The organism is Thermostichus sp. MS-CIW-37 (assembly GCF_054060065.1).
In genome coordinates this window covers 1-17,612 of sequence record NZ_JBSSCV010000041.1, presented here as the reverse complement: position 1 = coordinate 17,612, position 17,612 = coordinate 1, and the positions used below count along the sequence as shown (strand labels likewise).

Sequence of the window (17,612 nt, the reverse complement as noted above, 5' to 3'; positions counted from 1 at the left end):
ATACAGAGCGGTGGGGCATCCCGTTCTCAAAGCTCAGGAAATGTCCTTCACAGGAGTCACTGTTCGCGTCAGCGGGACGGAGTCCTTGAAGCCCGCACTCTTTCGCTTTAGCGGCGCGGAGCGCTTTGCGTCAGCATGAGTGCGGGAGTATGTCACCTAGGCTGCGTAGACAGATTACGGACGTTTTACACAAGCAAACGACCAGGCTTGTCTCCACGCTCCACAGGCGAGGCGTGCAGACGGTTGTGATTGGGGACATCCGGGATATCCGGCGGTCGGCCCAGTACAACAAGGTAGCGAACCAGAAAATCCACCAAATGCTGTCGGGACAGGTGCGGCGGCTGCTCACCTACAAGGCAGAGAAGTTGGGGATGTGGGTGGTGTTGCAAGAGGAACGGTACACCTCGCAGAAGTGCCCGCGTTGCCACATGCTCCACAAGCCCAGGGGTAGGGAGTATCATTGCCGGGCTTGTGGCTTTCGGTTTCACCGCGACGGCGTAGGGTCGGTAAATCTGAGACGAAAGTATCTGGGGCAGTTTGATGTCCCAGTAGTTGGGGTGATGGCATCCCCCATCGGGTTGAGGTTTCGACCCCATACCCGGTGTAGCTCAGTAAGCAGGAGTCATTCTGCAACCTGAGAAAGAATCCCCCGGCTTCAGGCGGGGGAGAATGTCAAATAAGATGGTGGTGTATGATTTGAGCCGATGGCGGGCGATAAGAGGGGGAAGTCCTCATTCTGGGGTTAACTGCAGCTTCGTTGCCTGGCCGTCCTTGGGCTGCCGTTTCCAACACCTCAACCACGCCGAGCGCACCCATAGCATGAACGCTTCTGCTGCCCAACCCAACCCTGCTCACCTGGTCTTGATCTTCACCGATCAGATGGGTCGGCGCGGTGTTGTCCTGGACAACATTTACTACTCGGTAGGCCGGGCAGTGAACAACCACATTCGCCTTTACGACCCTTGCGTCTCTCGCAAGCATGCGTTGATCATCCGCATTCCCGATGAGAACCGGGTTGGATATGGCTATGTGGTGTTCGATGGCGGCTCTGGATCTGGCCGCAGCACCAACGGCCTATTCGTCAATGGGAAACGGGTTTTGTCCCATCGCCTTGAGTTGTTGGATAAGATAGGCTTTGGCCCGAATGTGACGGCAATTGTGGAGAGCACCGACCGCCTCACTCCCGAAACCCTGGCCGGTCTGTTAAAGCCTTTATCCCCCGGCGACCACAGGGCCCTGCTGGGATCCCAGAAGAAAACCTCGGAAGAGATCCCGAAAAAAAACGGCGACTTTACCGCCGCCTGATTCCCTGCCCCGAATTCAGCAGATGATCGAGCTCTGATTGCTGTGCCCCCCATTCCACCTGCGCTGAGCGGCTACTGGCAAAATGCCTTTGACCTAGAAGACCATCTGGGATCCTTCCTGGGCCTTGGGGCTGCCGATCTGCGGGAGAAACTGCGGGCAGGGCAGCAGCAATTGGCGGAGTTGGGCCGGCGAGACTTTGGCTGGGATCGGGCAGATGCGTTTTATCGGGATCAGGTGGGATCCGCCTATTTGCTGGACTTGGCTGCTTGGCACCTGAGCAGCACCGACTACATCGGCGATACCTTACGCCTGGTTGCGGATCATGCCCGCGGGCTGGTGCTGGATTTTGGCGGCGGCATCGGCACCCATGCTATCGGGGCGGCCCTCTGCGCAGCGGTGGATCAGGTGATCTTCTGGGATATCAACTCCATCCATCGGCAGTTTGTGCAATGGCGGGCGGAAAAGCTGGGCTTAACCGAGCGCATCCACTGTCCAGAAAACTTCCCAGAAGAGATCTTTTTTGACACCGTCATCTGCTTCGATGTGGTGGAACATCTGGCGGATCCGGCAGCGCAGTTGCGGCAGTTTTACGACTGGCTCAAGCCGTCAGGTAAGCTTTTGATCAACTGGTACTTTTTCAAGGGGTTTAACGGCGAGTTTCCTTTTCATCTGGACGATCCGCAAAGGATTGAGGAGTTTTTCCAGGTTTTACAAAGCCACTTTTTAGAGATATTTCACCCCTACTTCATTACTGCTCGCTGCTACCGTAAGTGGAAGACCGATTCCTAAGATGACGCGCTATCTGCGGGTGTTGTGGCTGTTCTGGAGCACCTCAATTGCGGCGGAAATGGAGTACCGCGCCAATTTTTTCTTTGCCAGCCTCAGCAGTTTGGGTGGGTTGGGATCGGCTCTGTTTGGGCTGTCGTTGTTTTATCAGCAGGGGCATCGGCTGGGCGGTTGGAGTTGGCCGGAAGCGCTCATCGTGTTGGGGGTGTTCACCATTCTGCAGGGGGTGGCAGCCAGCGTCTTTAATGTCAATCTCAATCGCATTGTGCAGCAGGTGCAGGAAGGCACCTTGGATTTTGTTTTGCTGAAGCCGATCAGCAGCCAGTTTTGGCTGTCGGCCAGGGTGTTTTCCCCCTGGGGCTTGACGGATGTGGGTTTTGGCCTACTGCTCATTCTCCATGCCGGGATCCAGTTGGGCTTGCCCGGGTGGGCCTATGCGGTGGGGCTGTTGCCTCTGCTGCTGGGGCTGATCATCCTCTATAGCCTCTGGTTTATGTTGGGAGCCACCAGCATTTGGTTTGTGAAAATCTACAACGTGACCGAGGTGTTACGGGGCTTGGTAGAGGCAGGGCGGTTCCCGATGGTGGCTTATCCGGTGGCCTACCGCGTGTTTTTTACCTTCATCGTGCCGGTGGCTTTCTTGACCACCATCCCGGCGGAGACCTTGCTGGGGCGAGTCCAATGGCCGTGGCTGCTGGGATCCGGTCTGCTGGCGGCGGGGCTGTTGTGGGGATCCCATCTTTTCTGGCGCTTTGCCCTGCGCTTCTACACCAGCGCTTCCAGTTAAAGTCTGGTCCAAAACCCTTGGATCCCAGGCATCCGAGTTCTGGGGAGTTGAGTAATTTCTACAGACGCTCCCCATGCGCTGCCATCGCAGAGAACAACTGCCTTCTCCTTCACAAGGCAGAGGGGATCCCAGCCTGCAGCCGGGATCCGGGAGTTCTCTCGATGGACTGCAAAAAAAGGTTTCCACTACAGCGATCTGCAGCCACACATCCTGTGGTTTGGGGGGCGACTTGTCCTGTCAGTGATTTTGATGGTCTGTCGATCTTTTGAGGAGCATTTTCAATGCACAAACACCCGAGCTTTGTAGCAGCCTCTGTGGTAGCCGGTGGTTTTGCCCTGTTGGGCTGCGGCAGCAGCACTTCGTCTTCGATGATGCCTTTCCAAGCGGATTTGGTGGCTTTGAGCGGCGGCAATCGCCTCACTTTCATCCGCTCTGCCGATGCCTTTGTGCAGGGATCCCTGACGGTAACAGGAGTGAACGGCAACCTCATTGGTATCGATGTGCGCCCTGCCAACCGGCTGCTTTACGGGCTGACCGACACCAGCATCCTTTACACCATCAACTTGCAGACCGGTGTCGCTACCGTGGCCAGCACTCTGTCGGTTCCCTTCACCGCGGGCACGCTTTCTGGCATGGATTTCAACCCTGTTCCGGATCGGCTGCGCTTGGTGGGAGCCAATGGCCAGAACTTCCGCATCAATGTGGATACGGGCGAAGTGATCCAAGATAGACCTTTGGCCTTTGGCCCAATGGAACTACAGGGATCCCAGCCGGCCATCACCGCCGCCGCCTACACCAACAATGTGGCGGGTGCCCAATCCACGCGGCTGCTGAACATCGACGGGCAACGGAACCTGCTGGTGTTGCAGAATCCCCCCAACGATGGGGTTCAGGTGCCCATTGGCCCCCTGGGGGTGAACTTCGGCCCTGTGGGCGGGTTTGACATCCGTACTGCTGATGGGGTGGATACCGGCTTTGCCATCGGCGGCTCCACCTTGTATCGAATTGACCTCAACACCGGTCGTGCCACATCCCTGGGCACCCTGCCAGGTGGGCCGTTCTTTGGCTTGGCCGCCCTCTAGGTTGTGTTGATCTTTCATTTGAGCCAAAAGAGAGCACTGACGAGATAGAGAAAACTCAAGAAGTTCCTGGCCAATTTGTCAAAACGAGAAAATAGATGCCGATACTGCTTTAACTTATGAAAAAAGCATTCGATTAAATGCCTCTCTTGATACAGATGCTTGTCATAATGCCGCTGCGTCTTTCTATTCCTTTTAGGCGGAATAACCGCTTGAGCTTCCCCTATCTTCTCAATCAACTTATCCGCATCATATCCTTTATCCCCAATTACTTTGGTATCCTTTCTCTGCCAGCCCTCTATCAATTCTTCCCCTTGAGTAATATCGCTCTTTTCTCCGCCAGTTATTCTCAATTCCAGCGGATTTCCCAACCCATCTACACTCACATGAATCTTGGTGCTGTATCCGCCTCGGCTTCTCCCCAAAGCTTGCTCCCCTTTTTTCCGGCAGCACAGGAGTGCGCTCGAACCATGGTTGAATCAATAATGAGATGCTCTAAATCAGGGTCGTCAATAAAATACTTGAACATCCGTTCCCACACTCCAAAACGACTCCACCGGTGGAATCTTTGATAGATGGTGTACCATTTGCCATATCCTTCTGGGAGGTAGCGCCAAGGAGCACCGGAACGGGCTATCCAAAGAACTGCTTCAATAAACTGTTTGCAGTTTGCTTCTTTCCCAATGTTAACTCTCTCTTCTGTCTGTAAAAAAGCCAATATCTTCTGCCATTTGTTTTCATCTAAAAAAACCAACTTCATCCTCTTTCCTCTATAAATTATTCTCTCTATCCTAACATAAGATCAACACGACCTAGGAAAGCCGATTCCCATTTGCCTATCTAAATCAAGGTTAATCAACATTAATCAATGTTTTGGATTCATTGATTTGGAACCAATTGTTGGAATCGTTTTGAGATCGTTGCTGCTGTTGATCCTTGACCCGGCCCGATCCCAGCTCAGGATTGGGCCTTCTATCTCCCCTTAGCTCGGGGTTGACCTCCGCCTATGCAGACGATAAATTATGAGAGCCGCTGCCCTGCTTGGATTACTCTGGGCGATGCTTGTGCCTCTGCAGTTTCTTTCTCTTTTCCATCCCGTTTCCTCTTCCCGCTCATGAAGATCGAGGGCGACAAAGCTGAGGGATCCCTGCAGGAAAAAACCGATGCAGAGGTGTTTGCAGCCCTAAAAGCAGGCCGGTCACAAGCTCTGGCCATTCTCTACGACCGACATGCCGGCTTGGTGTACGGAATTGCCTGCAAAATGCTGGGCAACACTGCCGAAGCCGAAGATCTCACCCAAGATATTTTTTTGAACTTGGCCCGTTCTGCCTTCGATCCCAGGCGGGGATCCCTGCGCACCTACCTGAGCATCTTGGCTCGCTCTCGCTGTTTGGATCGGCTGCGCTCTTGGCGGAATCGACAGCGCTCCCTGGAACAGGGCAGAGTGGAATTGCAGGGTAGTCCTGCTGCGGATCCCACCTTGGAGCAGTTGGCTCAAGCGGAACGGGTGACCGAGGTGCAAACGGCCTTGGCCGAGTTGTCCGAAAGTCAACGGCAAGTCTTAAAGATGGCCTATTACGAAGGCATGAGCCAAACGGAAATTGCCAAGCAACTGGATCTGCCTTTGGGAACGGTCAAAGCCAGAGCTCGGCGGGCTCTGCTGCGGCTGCGCGAGTTGTTGGGAGGCCCCTCATGAAAGCCGAATCTGTGTCTCCCGAAGAACTGCAACTGTGGCTGGCAGGCTATGTGCTGGGGGATCTCTCCCCGGAAGAGGCCGACCGGCTGGAGGCATTGCTCAAGCTGCGCCCGGAGCTGCACCGAGAACTGCAGGCTTTGCAACAGGCATTGGAGACAGCCTACGGTATAGAGGAAAAGCAACCTCCCCCCGCCCTGCGGGCTTCTCTGTTGCAGGCGCAGGCAGCCCAACCGATGCACACCCCCACCTGGGTTGCCAAGGGATCCCGTCTCTGGCAGCGGGGCTTGGGGGCAGTGGCCGCAGGCTTGATCGTCGCTTTGGGGCTGGGGAACCTCTACCTGTGGCGCAGGCTGCAGCTAGCCCAGACTCAAGGGATCCCTGCCGAGGTGTTGACTTATGAGTTGCAGCCGACTGCGGAGAACCTGGCCGGCTCGGTCAAGCTTGAGGTGGATCCCCAGCGCTTGCAAGGGCGATTGGTGGCCCAAGGTTTGCCGCCTTTGCCGGAAGGCCGGGTCTATGCCCTGTGGGTGGTGCTGGAACCGGAGGCGCCCTTTACCACCGATAGGGCGGGGGCCGTTCTCGTGGCAGCTTTTCCGGTGGATGAAACAGGAAATCGCCAACAGGAGCTGCGCCTACCGCCGGTGTTTGAATCTACAGAATGGGTGCGGGCTGTGGCCATTACCGAAGAGGATGGCAATCGTCCCCAAGAGCACGAAGGATCCCCCTTGTGGATTTCCGGCTAGGGAAAGCATCGGCAGGCCCATGGATTGGCGTGGCCTGATGGCGTAAATAGGCGATTATTATGCAGATTGATATCCACCCAGTCTTGTGACCCAGACAGAAAACCTTAAGATAAAAGTCGCCACCCGGCGAAGAACTCGGAGGCTACCCCATGGGCGAAGCAAAGCGCCGTAAAACCCGCATCAGCCAAGATCCCGACCAAGAGCTGGTGTTTCCCAACCTCAAAGACATTCCCCTCACCAAAGGGCAAGCTCGCGCGATCTACAATTGGACAACCCGTGGTGCTTGGGCAGGCATTATTCTGCTGGCGATTGTTTGGGTGGTGATCCGATTTGTGGGGCCTGCCTTGGGCTGGTGGCATCTGGTCGGCTGAGCCTGTCGGATCCCCTTTAGCATCCTTTGGAGTTTCCGTCTATGCGCTCTTATCTGGCAGCCGCCATTCAAATGACCAGCATTCCCGATCTGGCCAGCAACTTGCAGCAGGCGGAAGAGTGGATCGACTTTGCGGCGCGCCAGGGGTGCGAGCTGGTGACGCTACCGGAAAACTTTGCCTTCATGGGGCCGGAAGCCGAGAAAGCCCGCCTTGCCCCCGAGATTGCGGAGCGGGCTGAGGAGTTTCTGAGCAAGATGGCCCAGCGCTACCAGGTATTTATTTTGGGAGGAGGGTATCCTGTGCCGGATGGGCAGGGCAAAGTTTACAACACCGCCGCCCTCTACAGCCCTGACGGCAAAGAGCTGGCCCGCTATCGCAAAATTCACCTGTTCGATGTGAATTTGCCCGATGGCAATACCTACCGCGAGTCGAACACGGTGGTCAGCGGAGATGAGGTGGTCACCTGCGAGCAAGAGCAACTGGGGAACCTCGGTTTGTCGGTTTGCTACGACGTACGCTTTCCAGAGCTGTACCGATCCCTGGTGGATCGCGGAGCCCAGATTTTGCTCATCCCTGCCGCCTTCACGGCCTACACGGGTCGGGATCACTGGCAGGTTTTGCTGCAATGCCGGGCCATTGAGAACACCTGTTACGTGATAGCCCCCGCCCAGGTGGGCACCCACTACGAGCGGCGACAGTGTCACGGCCATGCCATGATCGTGGACCCCTGGGGGACTATCTTGGCGGATGCGGGTGGCGAAAAACCGGGGGTGGCCATTGCTGAAATTAACCCAGAGCGTTTCCAGTTGGTCAGGCGGCAGATGCCTTCCCTACAACACCGTCGGCTGGCCTGCACCGTCACCCGCTAGGGATCCGCTATGCCATCCCCTTGGCCTGCGCTGATTCTCTACAGCAAGCCCGGCTGCCACCTGTGCGAAGGCTTGGCCGATAAGTTGCGGCAAATCCCTGAGATCACCCTGTTGGAAATCCGCGACATCACCTCCAACCCGAGTTGGTGGGAGCAATACCAACTGAAAGTTCCCGTGCTCACCCTGGCAGGGGATCCCGAGCGACCTTTGCCACGTCCTTCCCCTCGGCTGACGGTGAGCCAGTTGCGGGCTTGGCTTGAGAAACAGCTCCGTTGAATTTCTCCTGCTGCTGCCGGAGCTTTCTCTGCCATGCCTATGGAGAGAGCAGCGATTCGCTGCGGGCGGTGTAGCCGGCTTGACGCAGGGCTTCAACGGCGGCTTGGGCATTGTTAACCCAAAATTGGGATCCCATTCTCACCCAAAGGGTATGGGGATGGGCGGTGATGGCAGCCACGACAGGAATGCGATTTTCTTCTTTGGTTTCCGAGCGTTGGCGGGCGATCAAGGTTTGTAAACGATATCGATCCTCCAGTGTCCCGGCAGAGTCGAGAGGGATCTCCACCGTTACCCAGCTAACAGATTCAATCGGTTGTAAATCTTCCACAATCAGTTGCACCTGTTCATCCCGCTGATCCACTTTGGCCCAGACCCACAGCCGTTGATCCACCTCCAGGCGACCTCGCAAACGTTCGTAGGTTTTGGGAAAGATCACCGCTTCACAACTGCCGGTGAGATCTTCCAGTTGCAAAATGGCCATGCGATCCCCTTTCTTGGTTGTCACACTTTTCATGGCAGTCACCAAGGCGAGAACACCCACAGAGGCATCGGCTGCACAGCCGCCCAGGTCAGCTAGGTTGACGGGGGCCAGTAGCCGCGCTTGTTCCTGAATGCGACGCAGCGGATGATCCGAGACATAAAACCCCAACAGTTCCCGTTCCAGCCTCAACTTTTCCTGGGGTGGAAAATCCTCGGTAACCGGCCCACGCGGAGCTTCCACAAATCCATTGCCGGCGCTGCTATTGCTCCCCAGTAGATCGAACAAGCTGGCTTGGCCGATGGCTTTGGACTTGGCTCGCTGCGCTGCCCAACTGAGGATGGGATCCAAATCGGCAATTAGTTGTTTACGATTTCCAGAAATACAATCAAAAGCGCCCGCACAAATCAGGGCCTCCAGGGCACGACGGTTAACAATACGCAGATCCACCCGCTCACAGAAATCGGCCAGAGAGGTAAAGGGGCCACCAGCTTGACGGGCGGCAAGAATGTTTTGAATGGCACCTTCCCCCACATTCTTCACGGCTCCCAGGCCAAACAAAATGCTGGATCCCTGGGGAGTAAAGTCCATTCCAGAACGGTTGATATCCGGTGGCTGAATTTGGATCCCAATTGACAGGCAATAGGTGATGTAGCGCTGTACCTTGTCCTGATCCCCCCCCACAGAAGAGAGCAAGGCTGCCATATATTCGGTTGGGTAATTGGCCTTGAGGTAAGCTGTTTGAAAAGTAATCAACCCATAGGCAGTAGAATGCGATTTATTGAAGCAATACTCGGCAAAAGCAACCATTTGATCAAACAATTCTGTGGCAACTTCTTGGCTTACACCCCGCTTGGCTGCCCCCTGCACAAATTGCTCGCGGTGTTTCTCCATCTCGGAGACTTTCTTTTTCCCCATCGCTCGCCGCAGCAGATCGGCTTGGCCTAAGGTGTATCCGGCCATGTCTTGGGCAATGCGCATGATCTGTTCCTGGTAGAGGATGGCTCCGTAGGTATCCTGAAGAATGGGCTTGAGGAGTTCGTGGGCATAGGTTACCGGTTTGCGACCGTGCTTGCGATCGATAAAGTCGGGGATCATTCCCGTATCCAATGGGCCTGGCCGGTACAAGGCCAATACTGAAGAAATATCTTCCAGGTTGGAAGGTTTGAGCTCCCGCACCACCTGCTTCATGCCAGAAGATTCCAGTTGGAAGATCCCTTCCAGCTCTCCCTTTTCCAAAAGCTGGTAGGTTTTCTTGTCGTCTAGGGGTAGGTTATCCAGATCTATATTGACGCCATTGTGTTCTCGGATCAGTTCCACTGCCCGCTGAATCATCGTCAGGTTGCGCAGACCCAAAAAGTCCATCTTCAGCAAGCCCAAAGACTCGATATCTTCCATCGAGTACTGGGTGATAATTTGGCCTTCATTGTTGTACTGCAGAGGCACGATCTCATCTAAGGGATCCTTAGCAATCACCACACCGGCAGCGTGAACCCCGAAGGTTTTGTTGGTGCCCTCCAACAAACGTGCCAGCTCGATCCAGCGGTGGGTGGTTGGGTCTTTCTCGTATTTTTCTTTGAACTCTGGAGCGGGAGTATCCTCGCCAATCATCTCTTCCAATTTTGCGGGCTTGCCTCGGGATACCGGGATCAATTTCGCCATTTTGTCGGCTTCTGAGTAGGGAATGTCTAAGACTCGACCGACATCTTTGAGAATGGCTTTAGAGGTCATGCGGTTAAAGGTGATGATCTGGGCGACTCGCTCTTGGCCGTATTTGCGGGTCACATAGTCGATCAGCTCTCCCCGCCGCTCGATGCAAAAATCCGTATCGATATCCGGCATCGATTGACGTTCTGGATTGAGAAATCGCTCAAACAGTAGGCCGTATTTAACCGGGTCAATGTTGGTAATTTGTAGGGCATAGGCCACCAGGGATCCTGCTGCCGAGCCTCGCCCCGGCCCCACCGGGATCCCCTGCTCGCGGGCATAGCGAACGTAGTCCCAGACCACCAGGAAATAGCTGGAGAAGCCCTTTTGTTGGATGATGTTCAGCTCAAAGCGCAGGCGCTCCTGGTAGTTTTGGGGGATCTGATCCGGCTGAGCAACACCGCAGCGCTTCGCCAGCCCCTGCCAGGCCAATTCTGTGAGATAGCTATCGGCAGAATGGCCCGGTGGAACCGGGTAGTCGGGCATGCGCATTTCCCCAAATAGGTCATAGCCCTCGATCTTTTCCAGCACCTTCAGGGTGTTGGCGATGGCCTCGTCAATCACCTCCTGTTCCAAATGGTCACGGCAGAGACGGCGCATCTCTTCTGGGCTTTTCAGGTATTCGGTTCCGGTGTAGCGAAGGCGATTTTTTTCAGTAAGGGATTTGCCTGTTTGAATGCAGAGCAGCGCATCGTGGGCCTCTACATCCCAGCAGGAAATAAAATGGCTATCGTTGGTGAGGATGATCGGGATCCCCAATTCGCGGGCGATGCGCACCAACTGCACATTGACAAAGCGATCTTCTTGATAACCGTGATCCTGAATCTCGATGTAATAATCATCCCCAAACTGCTCTTGGTACCAAGCGGCAACTTCACGGGCAATTTCTGGCCGCCGCTGCAAAATAGCTTGAGGCACTTCTCCTGCCAAGCAGCCGCTGGTGACGATCAGCCCTTCTTTGTATTGCACCAAATACTCTTTGTTGATGCAGGGGCGAGAGAAAATCCCTTTCCCTTGAATGCCATGTAGATGGGAAATGGTGGTTAGCTTCACTAAGTTTTTGTAGCCCTGGGTATTTTTGGCCAGAACCACTTGGTGATACTTGGGGTACTTGCGGCTTTTGTCGCGGATATCGCCGTTGATTACATACATTTCATTGCCGATGATTGGAGTAATCCCTTTGCTTTTACACAGTTTCACCAGCTCTAACGCCCCATACATGACACCGTGATCCGTCAGGGCCAGCCCCGGCAAACCCATAGCCACCACCTGCTCGATCAGACGCGGCAATTGGCTGGCGCCATCCAAGAGGCTGTATTCGCTGTGGAGATGCAAAGGAACAAAAGACATGGCAACGCTATGGATAGTGGGATCCCTTTAACCTTAACTCAGCGTGTCCATTTCTCGACTGCTTGCAGATGCCGCTACAGTAAAGTCAGCTGATGTTTTTTCCCTTTTCTTGAATCTATGGATGCTCCCATTCGCCTCACCCAGTACTCCCACGGTGGCGGCTGCGGCTGTAAAATTGCCCCGGCCCTGCTGCAACAAATTCTCAGGGATGTACCCCTGCTCTCCCCAAATCCGGCTTTGTTGGTGGGAGCTGAAACCAGCGATGATGCGGCTGTCTATCAACTAAACGACCACCAAGCCCTAATTTTGACCACCGACTTCTTCATGCCGATTGTGGATGAGCCGGTGGATTTTGGTCGGATCGCGGCGACCAATGCCCTTTCCGATGTCTACGCGATGGGGGGCACTCCCATTCTGGCTTTGGCGGTTTTGGGCATGCCGGTCAATACCCTGCCGATGCAGGCCATCCAAGGGATCATGGCCGGAGGGATCCAGGTTTGCCAAGAAGCCGGGATCCCTTTGGCAGGGGGGCACTCCATCGATTCGCCGGAGCCCATCTTCGGCTTGGTGGCAGCAGGTTTGGCCCATCCGCACCACATTCGCCGCAATGCCACGGCCCAAGCCGGGGACGATCTGATCCTGACCAAGCCGCTGGGGATCGGGGTGATGACCACCGCTCTGAAAAAGGGTCAGCTCAGTGCGGCAGGCTACACAGAAGTCTTGCAGGTGATGACCCAGCTGAATCGCATCGGCTCGCAACTGGCCCAGCGACCGCAAGTTCACGCTATGACCGACGTGACGGGGTTTGGCCTGCTGGGACACTTGCTGGAAGTCTGTCGCGGCTCGGGGGTGGGGGCCAGTTTGGATCTGGCTTCCATTCCGTTTTTGGCAGAAGCGCTCTCGCTGGCAGAAGCGGGGATCTTTCCAGGGGCGGCTCGTCGCAATTGGCAGGGCTATGAGGGGGTACAGGCAGAATCCCTGCCCGAGTGGCAGCAACTGCTGCTGGCAGATCCCCAAACCAGCGGGGGCTTGCTGGTGGCGGTGGATCCCGGCTACACCTCAGACCTCTTGCAAGAGCTGCACAGTGCCGGCTACCCCTACGCCCGTCGCATTGGCCGCTGCCAAGCCGGAGATGCCGACAATATTAGAATCCATGTTACCGGCGAGATCATCCCCAGCCCATCGGCAACCTGAAGAAGACCCTCTGGCAATGCTCGCAACACAAAGTCTCGATAGAGGGCTCAATATGAAGATTGCGTCAAGCAGCTCTGAGAAAGTTAAAGATCCCATGTGAGGCAAGGGAAGGTTGAGATATCCTAAAATCTATGAGCGAGCTTCCCCCCAGCCATAGTCTGGTCCAGCGAGTCGAGCCTGGCCAATTGATCCGCACCCTCAGCAGTGGGCAATTGCTGATGGTGGATCCCCAGCGGCACAACGCCCTGATCATCTGCAAGACGTTTCATGCCGAGTTTGCCGGGCCAGGCGCTGCGGTGGGGGGGCCCTTGGATGTGGAGTCCGGCGGCGTTGTCCCCATTGGGGATGTGGTTTTGCTGCATCCGCAAGACCACCAAGAGCGGCAAAGTGCCTATGCCAAGCGGCTGCACTGGATGCGTTGGCTGCAGCAAATCACCGACAATCCTTTGCCGGCCCAGCGGGCGCGGGTTTTGCTCTTTAGCTTAGAGGAATTTTTCTCTGCGGATTTGGTTAGCCAATTGCCAGATGACATTTTGGCGCGGCTGGTGGGAGTGCTGCCCCAGACGGTTGCTGCGGTGCGGATGGAGATGATGGCCCGCTATAGCCCCAACTATTCCCTGGCAGGCTGAGCTTGTCTTGGACTGGGGAAGGGACTCGTCCTGCCAGCATGAATCGGTGACACCTTGCAGCCCTCTCTGCAACTGGAACAAGACACGATCAGCTACACTGCTGGCATTTGGTTCAACTGGACTCGACTGGAATCTCTGCCTTATGCAGTGGTGGAAACGGCTTCGCCGCAATCGATGGGCCCAAGCAGGAGCCTACATTCTTCTTGTTTTCTACGCCTGCGCCATTTTTGCCGAGTTCGTTGCCCCCTACAGCCCACTGGAATCTCAACCGGGGGGATCCCTTCTGCCGCCCACCGCCATTCACTTTTGGGATGAATCGGGCGCTTGGATTGGGCCCCACGTTTATCCAACCCGCCAGGGGCCAGTGGATCTGGAAACGGGAGAACGCCCGCTCTTGGTGGATACCAGCCGTCCCGCCGGGATCCGCTTGTTTGTGGTCGGCACCCCCTACCGTTGGTTGGGGTTGATCCCCTGGGATCGGCATCTGTTTGGCACCGTCCCGCTGCGGCCTGTTGCAGAAGAGGGACAGGTGGGATCCCCAATCGGCGAAGAGCCCTCTGTGGCACGGCTACACCTGCTGGGCACCGATGATCAAGGTCGAGACTATTTCAGTCGCTTGGTCTATGGTGGGCGCGTCAGCCTGTTTATCGGCTTGGTGGGCATTGGCATCTCTTTCCCCATTGGTCTGCTGGTGGGGGCCATATCCGGCTACCTTGGGGGCTGGGTGGATACGCTCCTGATGCGCTTGGCCGAGGTGTTGATGTCGATTCCGACGCTGTATCTGCTGGTGTCGCTGGCAGCGGTGTTGCAGGTAAATCCGCTTACCGGGGTGCCTTTCAGCAATGCCGAGCGCTTTTTGGTGATTGTGGTGATCCTCTCTTTTGTGGGTTGGGCGGGCCTAGCCAGAGTGATTCGCGGGCAGGTGCTGTCCTTGCGAGAGCGGGACTTTGTGCAGGCAGCGCGGGTGGCCGGGGCGGGATCCCTGTACCTGCTGGTGCGCCATATTTTGCCCCAGACAGCCACTTATGTGGTGATCTCGGCAACCTTGGCGGTGCCCGGCTACATTGCGGCAGAGTCGGTGCTGAGCCTCATCGGGTTGGGGATCCAACAGCCGGATGCCTCTTGGGGCAACATGCTCTCGCTGGCCACCAACGCTTCGGTGATCATCCTACAGCCCTGGCTGGTGCTGGCCCCCACTTTGATGGTGGTGCTGACCTCTCTATCCTTTAACCTGCTGGGGGATGGTTTGCGGGACGCCCTCGATCCTCGGGAAGGGTGAGCTGCTTCCCCATTGCGCCGAGTGAGGGGAATGGAGTGGCCTGCAAATCACCGCTTTCCGTCGGGATAGAGCCGGTTTAGACCCTTGCGAGCCTTAGCATGGACATCCAGGGTGGCATCCATTTTCAGGATCTGCCGGTAAACTTGCTCGGCACGAGCCACTTCCCCTTCCTGTTCCAACTTTTGTCCTAGCTTGAGCAAGTTTTGGGCTGAGAGATCTGCCCAAGGATTCTGTTCGGCTGTTGGCTCCTGCAGTTGCCGCAGCTCTTCTAGGCGCTCTTGCACCATCGGTCGCAGCAGCCAAGAGTCATCCAGATCCAAAACTTCTCGGTAGTAGCGCTGGGCTTCTTTGAAGTTCTTCTGCTCGTCGTAGGCTTCCGCCAGTTGTAGCGCCAGTTCCGCTGTGGGCTGATCCTTAAACTGGCGATGCAGTTGGTTCAGTCGCCGCACAAAGGGGGATCCCTGCTGCGGGTTTTTCAAATCCGGGGCGTGCTGAACCGGCAGATAGTCGTCCCTCTCCGCCGATGGTTGAGGGGAAGGGGCAGGCTCTGCAGCTTGAGGTCGAAGGGGCGCTTGGCGGCTGATGCTTTTGGGATCGATGGGGGTGGGCTTGTAAACCCAAATTGGCTGATCCGGAGGAGATGCGGGTGGGGTTGGGCGTGGGATCGGCTGCGGCAAGGGAATGGTCTTGCGATCCGGCGGTTCAGGCGGTGGCTGTTTCAGCTCTTCAAGGGTGCTGGGAGGTTTGGGGGCTTGAAATTGAATCGCTTTGGGAGTCGCCCTGCCCTCTTGGGCCAATTCTCGGTACAGAGCGGCCAATTGAAGGTAACCCGCCTCCTCGTAGGCGGTGGCCAGCCAAAGGGCATTCTCCGGGCTGGGATCCGCACGATAAGCTCGCCGGAGCAACTGCAAAGCAGTGCCATAGTTGCGCTCTCGGATGGCTGCCCGTCCCAAACTGGCTGAGCTGGCCCCGATGGTATCGCTGGCCATAGTCCCCCATCTGTCTTGGCGCCGACAATAGAGCTAAGAGTCAAGGCTGAGCTGCTGATAATTCATGTTTTCCAAGCCAGCCACGTGGGTTGACGCTTGCTCAATATAACTGGATTCCTTGGCCATAGCATACCCTCACCAGCCGGGATGTTATCTGCTCGGACAGCTCCCTCTTGTTGAGATCTCTCGCTTTATATCAATTCAATGTCGATATTGAGGGTGGGATTGGATTGAGATCTGGATGCCAAGTTAACTTTCGGGCTAGCTTGTAGTCAGAGCTTCAGCAGCAACAGGTTCTGACGCCAACATGATCCAAGACTTTCGAGAGCGGTACCCCATGGGCAGTTTGCTCACCGATCTGTTGCGGGTGGAAGAAGGGATCTACATCGTCAGAGCCCAGGTGGTGGTGAACAACACGGTTTTGGGCAGTGGCATGGCTGGCTCGAACACCGTCGAAGAGGCGGAAGATGCTGCCTTGAAGCGCGCCCTCCACCACGCAGGATTTGGTCGCCCCACTTCCTCTTTGAGTTTGGGCATGGATTCTGCTGCCGCCAGGGTGCCTTATCTGCCAACTCCTGAGTTGGCCAACGGACACGCTCAGTCTTCCCCTGCTTCTCCAGCCCCCGAGTCGATAGGGATCCCTGCAAAGCCAAGTTCCCCAGAGCTGCCCGGTCTAAGTGAGCCGGCGGCCTATGGGGATGACCTATCGGACATCATTGCCCAAACGGATGTGGAGATGCAGCGCATTGGCTGGGGCCGCAAGGAAGGACAAGAGTTTTTGGAACGTCGCTTTCAGAAGAAATCTCGCCACCAACTCAGCGACGCCGAGCTGCGGGAGTTTTTGCGTTATCTCAAACAGCAGCCCTCACGCCTCAGCAGCGAACCCCGCTTTTGAAGTCTTCTCGGCCTTGCTGCCCAGGTCTCAAAATCTTCTCAAAATCTGGAGATCTGGCAACTCCGCTCTTCCCAGCTCAGATCTTGAGAGCTACGGCTGCTCTAAGCCCGTTCAATGGGAATCAACCCAGCTAACCGTTTTGCTGGAAATAAGCCTGTTCTACCACCGGTGTCTTGCTACCGCTGAAGCTAGGGCGCACCTACAATCACGCTGGTGTCTTCCATTTGCTTCACGACCGTTTCTCCCCCTTCCGAGAGCACAACCCGTCGCTCTGGCACTGACACTCCGGCCACCTTGGCAGTTTGATAGTTTTGACCGGCCTGCACCACAGAGGGAATGACACCTGGGCCAGAAACCAGAGCAAAGGACTCGCCGCCGATCTGTATCATCCCGGAAACCTGTACCCTGCGGGCAAAGGCAGCCGGGTCGGGGGTAGGCGTTGGGATCGGGGTGGCCACTGCTACAGGCGCTCCATTGCCGTCGCCAGGAGGGGGCAAAACCGGAGGTGGAGGCAGGGGCGGCAGGACAATCTGCGGTTCAGGAGCACGCACGTTTTGAGGCACAAAGGGATCCACACGGCCAGCCCCACTCAAGGCCCGCTGGGTTTCCTGCTCTCGATCCACTGGCGGGATCAGGCTAGAGGCAGCTTGGGTAGCCTGCAGAAGGGAGGGCACCGGCGGCGGGGGTTGATCGGGGGCGGTCTGGCCAAAGCCGGCAGGCAAGTTCACCGTTTGTTGCCGGGCGAGAGCTTGCATCTGGCTGGCTCCGCGGGCCAAGGTGGCGCTCATATCCTGTTCCCAAGTCCCTGCAGCATTCAGCCGCATGATCACAGGGCTGGTTCCCCCCCGAGACTCCACCCAAATTTCCGCTTCTGTGTCGCTCAATCGCCGCGAGCTGAGGATCCGGGATCCCGGAGGCAAGAGGGGCCGAAGCGCCAGTTCGGCCTCAGGAACAGCCTGTTCGTTGGCCAGAGCCGGGAACCAACGGGGGGCCAAAAACGCAACGCCCCCTGCCAACAGCAGGCCGGCTACAAGAAAGCAGGACAATGGGCGAGCAGGCAGCGATTTCAGCATAGAGACCACCGGGAGAGCATGACTCTAGTCAATAATAAGCTCAACTATACTGAAAATAATGTATAATATGTTCAGTACGGATTACTACCAGTTGATCTTTCTGTTT

The 17,612-nt window shown here is 56.3% G+C and carries 18 protein-coding genes; 14 read left to right on the top strand and 4 right to left on the bottom strand.

Annotated elements, in window-relative coordinates:
* Positions 1-149 precede the first annotated feature (149 nt).
* From ACVWYZ_RS13390 to ACVWYZ_RS13370, 5 genes are all read left to right on the top strand, one after another.
* Positions 150-638 (top strand): RNA-guided endonuclease TnpB family protein, encoded by a 489-nt coding sequence (locus tag ACVWYZ_RS13390; RefSeq protein WP_457467338.1) that lies wholly within the window; start codon positions 150-152, stop codon positions 636-638.
* Positions 639-681: 43 nt separating this feature from the next.
* Complete coding sequence (locus ACVWYZ_RS13385) at positions 682-1,305, top strand: FHA domain-containing protein (RefSeq protein WP_457467337.1); 624 nt, start codon at positions 682-684, stop codon at positions 1,303-1,305.
* A 42-nt stretch (positions 1,306-1,347) separates the two neighbouring features.
* Positions 1,348-2,094: a class I SAM-dependent methyltransferase gene (locus ACVWYZ_RS13380; RefSeq protein ID WP_457467336.1), complete on the top strand. Its 747-nt coding sequence runs from the start codon at positions 1,348-1,350 to the stop codon at positions 2,092-2,094.
* A 1-nt stretch (position 2,095) separates the two neighbouring features.
* Entirely contained in the window at positions 2,096-2,878 is a 783-nt protein-coding gene (locus ACVWYZ_RS13375) for an ABC transporter permease (protein WP_457467335.1), read from the top strand.
* A gap of 281 nt (positions 2,879-3,159) precedes the next feature.
* Positions 3,160-3,960 carry a DUF4394 domain-containing protein gene (locus ACVWYZ_RS13370; RefSeq protein ID WP_414341748.1) on the top strand — a complete coding sequence of 267 codons (801 nt, stop codon included), beginning with the start codon at positions 3,160-3,162 and terminating at the stop codon, positions 3,958-3,960.
* Between the two features lie 14 nt (positions 3,961-3,974).
* Here the strand turns inward: ACVWYZ_RS13370 and ACVWYZ_RS13365 are convergent.
* A protein-coding gene (locus ACVWYZ_RS13365) for an IS5-like element ISSoc13 family transposase (protein WP_148202704.1) occupies positions 3,975-4,717 on the bottom strand; the annotation gives its coding sequence in 2 pieces (ribosomal slippage) (positions 3,975-4,399 and positions 4,399-4,717; 744 coding nt in all).
* A 354-nt stretch (positions 4,718-5,071) separates the two neighbouring features.
* On the opposite strand from ACVWYZ_RS13365, the gene ACVWYZ_RS13360 reads away from it, so the two are divergent.
* The 5 genes from ACVWYZ_RS13360 (at position 5,072) to ACVWYZ_RS13340 (ending at position 7,912) form a co-directional block, all read left to right on the top strand.
* Positions 5,072-5,653 (top strand): sigma-70 family RNA polymerase sigma factor, encoded by a 582-nt coding sequence (locus ACVWYZ_RS13360; protein ID WP_457467334.1) that lies wholly within the window; start codon positions 5,072-5,074, stop codon positions 5,651-5,653.
* A complete protein-coding gene (locus ACVWYZ_RS13355; protein WP_414522818.1) occupies positions 5,650-6,396 on the top strand; it encodes an anti-sigma factor domain-containing protein in 747 nt (248 codons plus the stop codon). Before ACVWYZ_RS13360 ends, ACVWYZ_RS13355 begins: the two co-directional genes overlap by 4 nt.
* Before the next feature lie 149 nt (positions 6,397-6,545).
* Positions 6,546-6,767 (top strand): DUF2839 domain-containing protein, encoded by a 222-nt coding sequence (locus ACVWYZ_RS13350; RefSeq protein ID WP_011432808.1) that lies wholly within the window; start codon positions 6,546-6,548, stop codon positions 6,765-6,767.
* Between the two features lie 41 nt (positions 6,768-6,808).
* A complete protein-coding gene (locus ACVWYZ_RS13345; RefSeq protein ID WP_457467333.1) occupies positions 6,809-7,636 on the top strand; it encodes a carbon-nitrogen hydrolase family protein in 828 nt (275 codons plus the stop codon).
* Positions 7,637-7,645: 9 nt separating this feature from the next.
* The gene (locus ACVWYZ_RS13340; protein WP_414522819.1) at positions 7,646-7,912 is read left to right on the top strand and encodes a glutaredoxin family protein; all 267 of its coding nucleotides are present in this window, start codon (positions 7,646-7,648) and stop codon (positions 7,910-7,912) included.
* A 37-nt stretch (positions 7,913-7,949) separates the two neighbouring features.
* On the opposite strand, the gene ACVWYZ_RS13335 is transcribed toward ACVWYZ_RS13340, so the two are convergent.
* A complete protein-coding gene (locus ACVWYZ_RS13335) occupies positions 7,950-11,447 on the bottom strand; it encodes a DNA polymerase III subunit alpha (RefSeq protein WP_457467332.1) in 3,498 nt (1,165 codons plus the stop codon).
* A gap of 117 nt (positions 11,448-11,564) precedes the next feature.
* Here ACVWYZ_RS13335 and selD point away from each other — a divergent pair, with 117 nt between their 5' ends.
* From selD to ACVWYZ_RS13320, 3 genes are all read left to right on the top strand, one after another.
* Positions 11,565-12,641: a selenide, water dikinase SelD gene (selD, locus tag ACVWYZ_RS13330; RefSeq protein ID WP_457467331.1), complete on the top strand. Its 1,077-nt coding sequence runs from the start codon at positions 11,565-11,567 to the stop codon at positions 12,639-12,641.
* A 131-nt stretch (positions 12,642-12,772) separates the two neighbouring features.
* Positions 12,773-13,270: a hypothetical protein gene (locus ACVWYZ_RS13325; RefSeq protein ID WP_414373966.1), complete on the top strand. Its 498-nt coding sequence runs from the start codon at positions 12,773-12,775 to the stop codon at positions 13,268-13,270.
* A gap of 142 nt (positions 13,271-13,412) precedes the next feature.
* The gene (locus ACVWYZ_RS13320) at positions 13,413-14,549 is read left to right on the top strand and encodes an ABC transporter permease (RefSeq protein WP_457467330.1); all 1,137 of its coding nucleotides are present in this window, start codon (positions 13,413-13,415) and stop codon (positions 14,547-14,549) included.
* Positions 14,550-14,596: 47 nt separating this feature from the next.
* On the opposite strand, the gene ACVWYZ_RS13315 is transcribed toward ACVWYZ_RS13320, so the two are convergent.
* Entirely contained in the window at positions 14,597-15,538 is a 942-nt protein-coding gene (locus ACVWYZ_RS13315) for a hypothetical protein (RefSeq protein WP_457467329.1), read from the bottom strand.
* 307 nt (positions 15,539-15,845) lie between these two features.
* On the opposite strand from ACVWYZ_RS13315, the gene ACVWYZ_RS13310 reads away from it, so the two are divergent.
* Complete coding sequence (locus ACVWYZ_RS13310; protein ID WP_414329849.1) at positions 15,846-16,433, top strand: hypothetical protein; 588 nt, start codon at positions 15,846-15,848, stop codon at positions 16,431-16,433.
* A 188-nt stretch (positions 16,434-16,621) separates the two neighbouring features.
* Here the strand turns inward: ACVWYZ_RS13310 and ACVWYZ_RS13305 are convergent, their stop codons facing one another.
* Entirely contained in the window at positions 16,622-17,506 is an 885-nt protein-coding gene (locus tag ACVWYZ_RS13305) for a hypothetical protein (RefSeq protein WP_457467328.1), read from the bottom strand.
* Between the last annotated feature and the right edge of the window lie 106 nt (positions 17,507-17,612).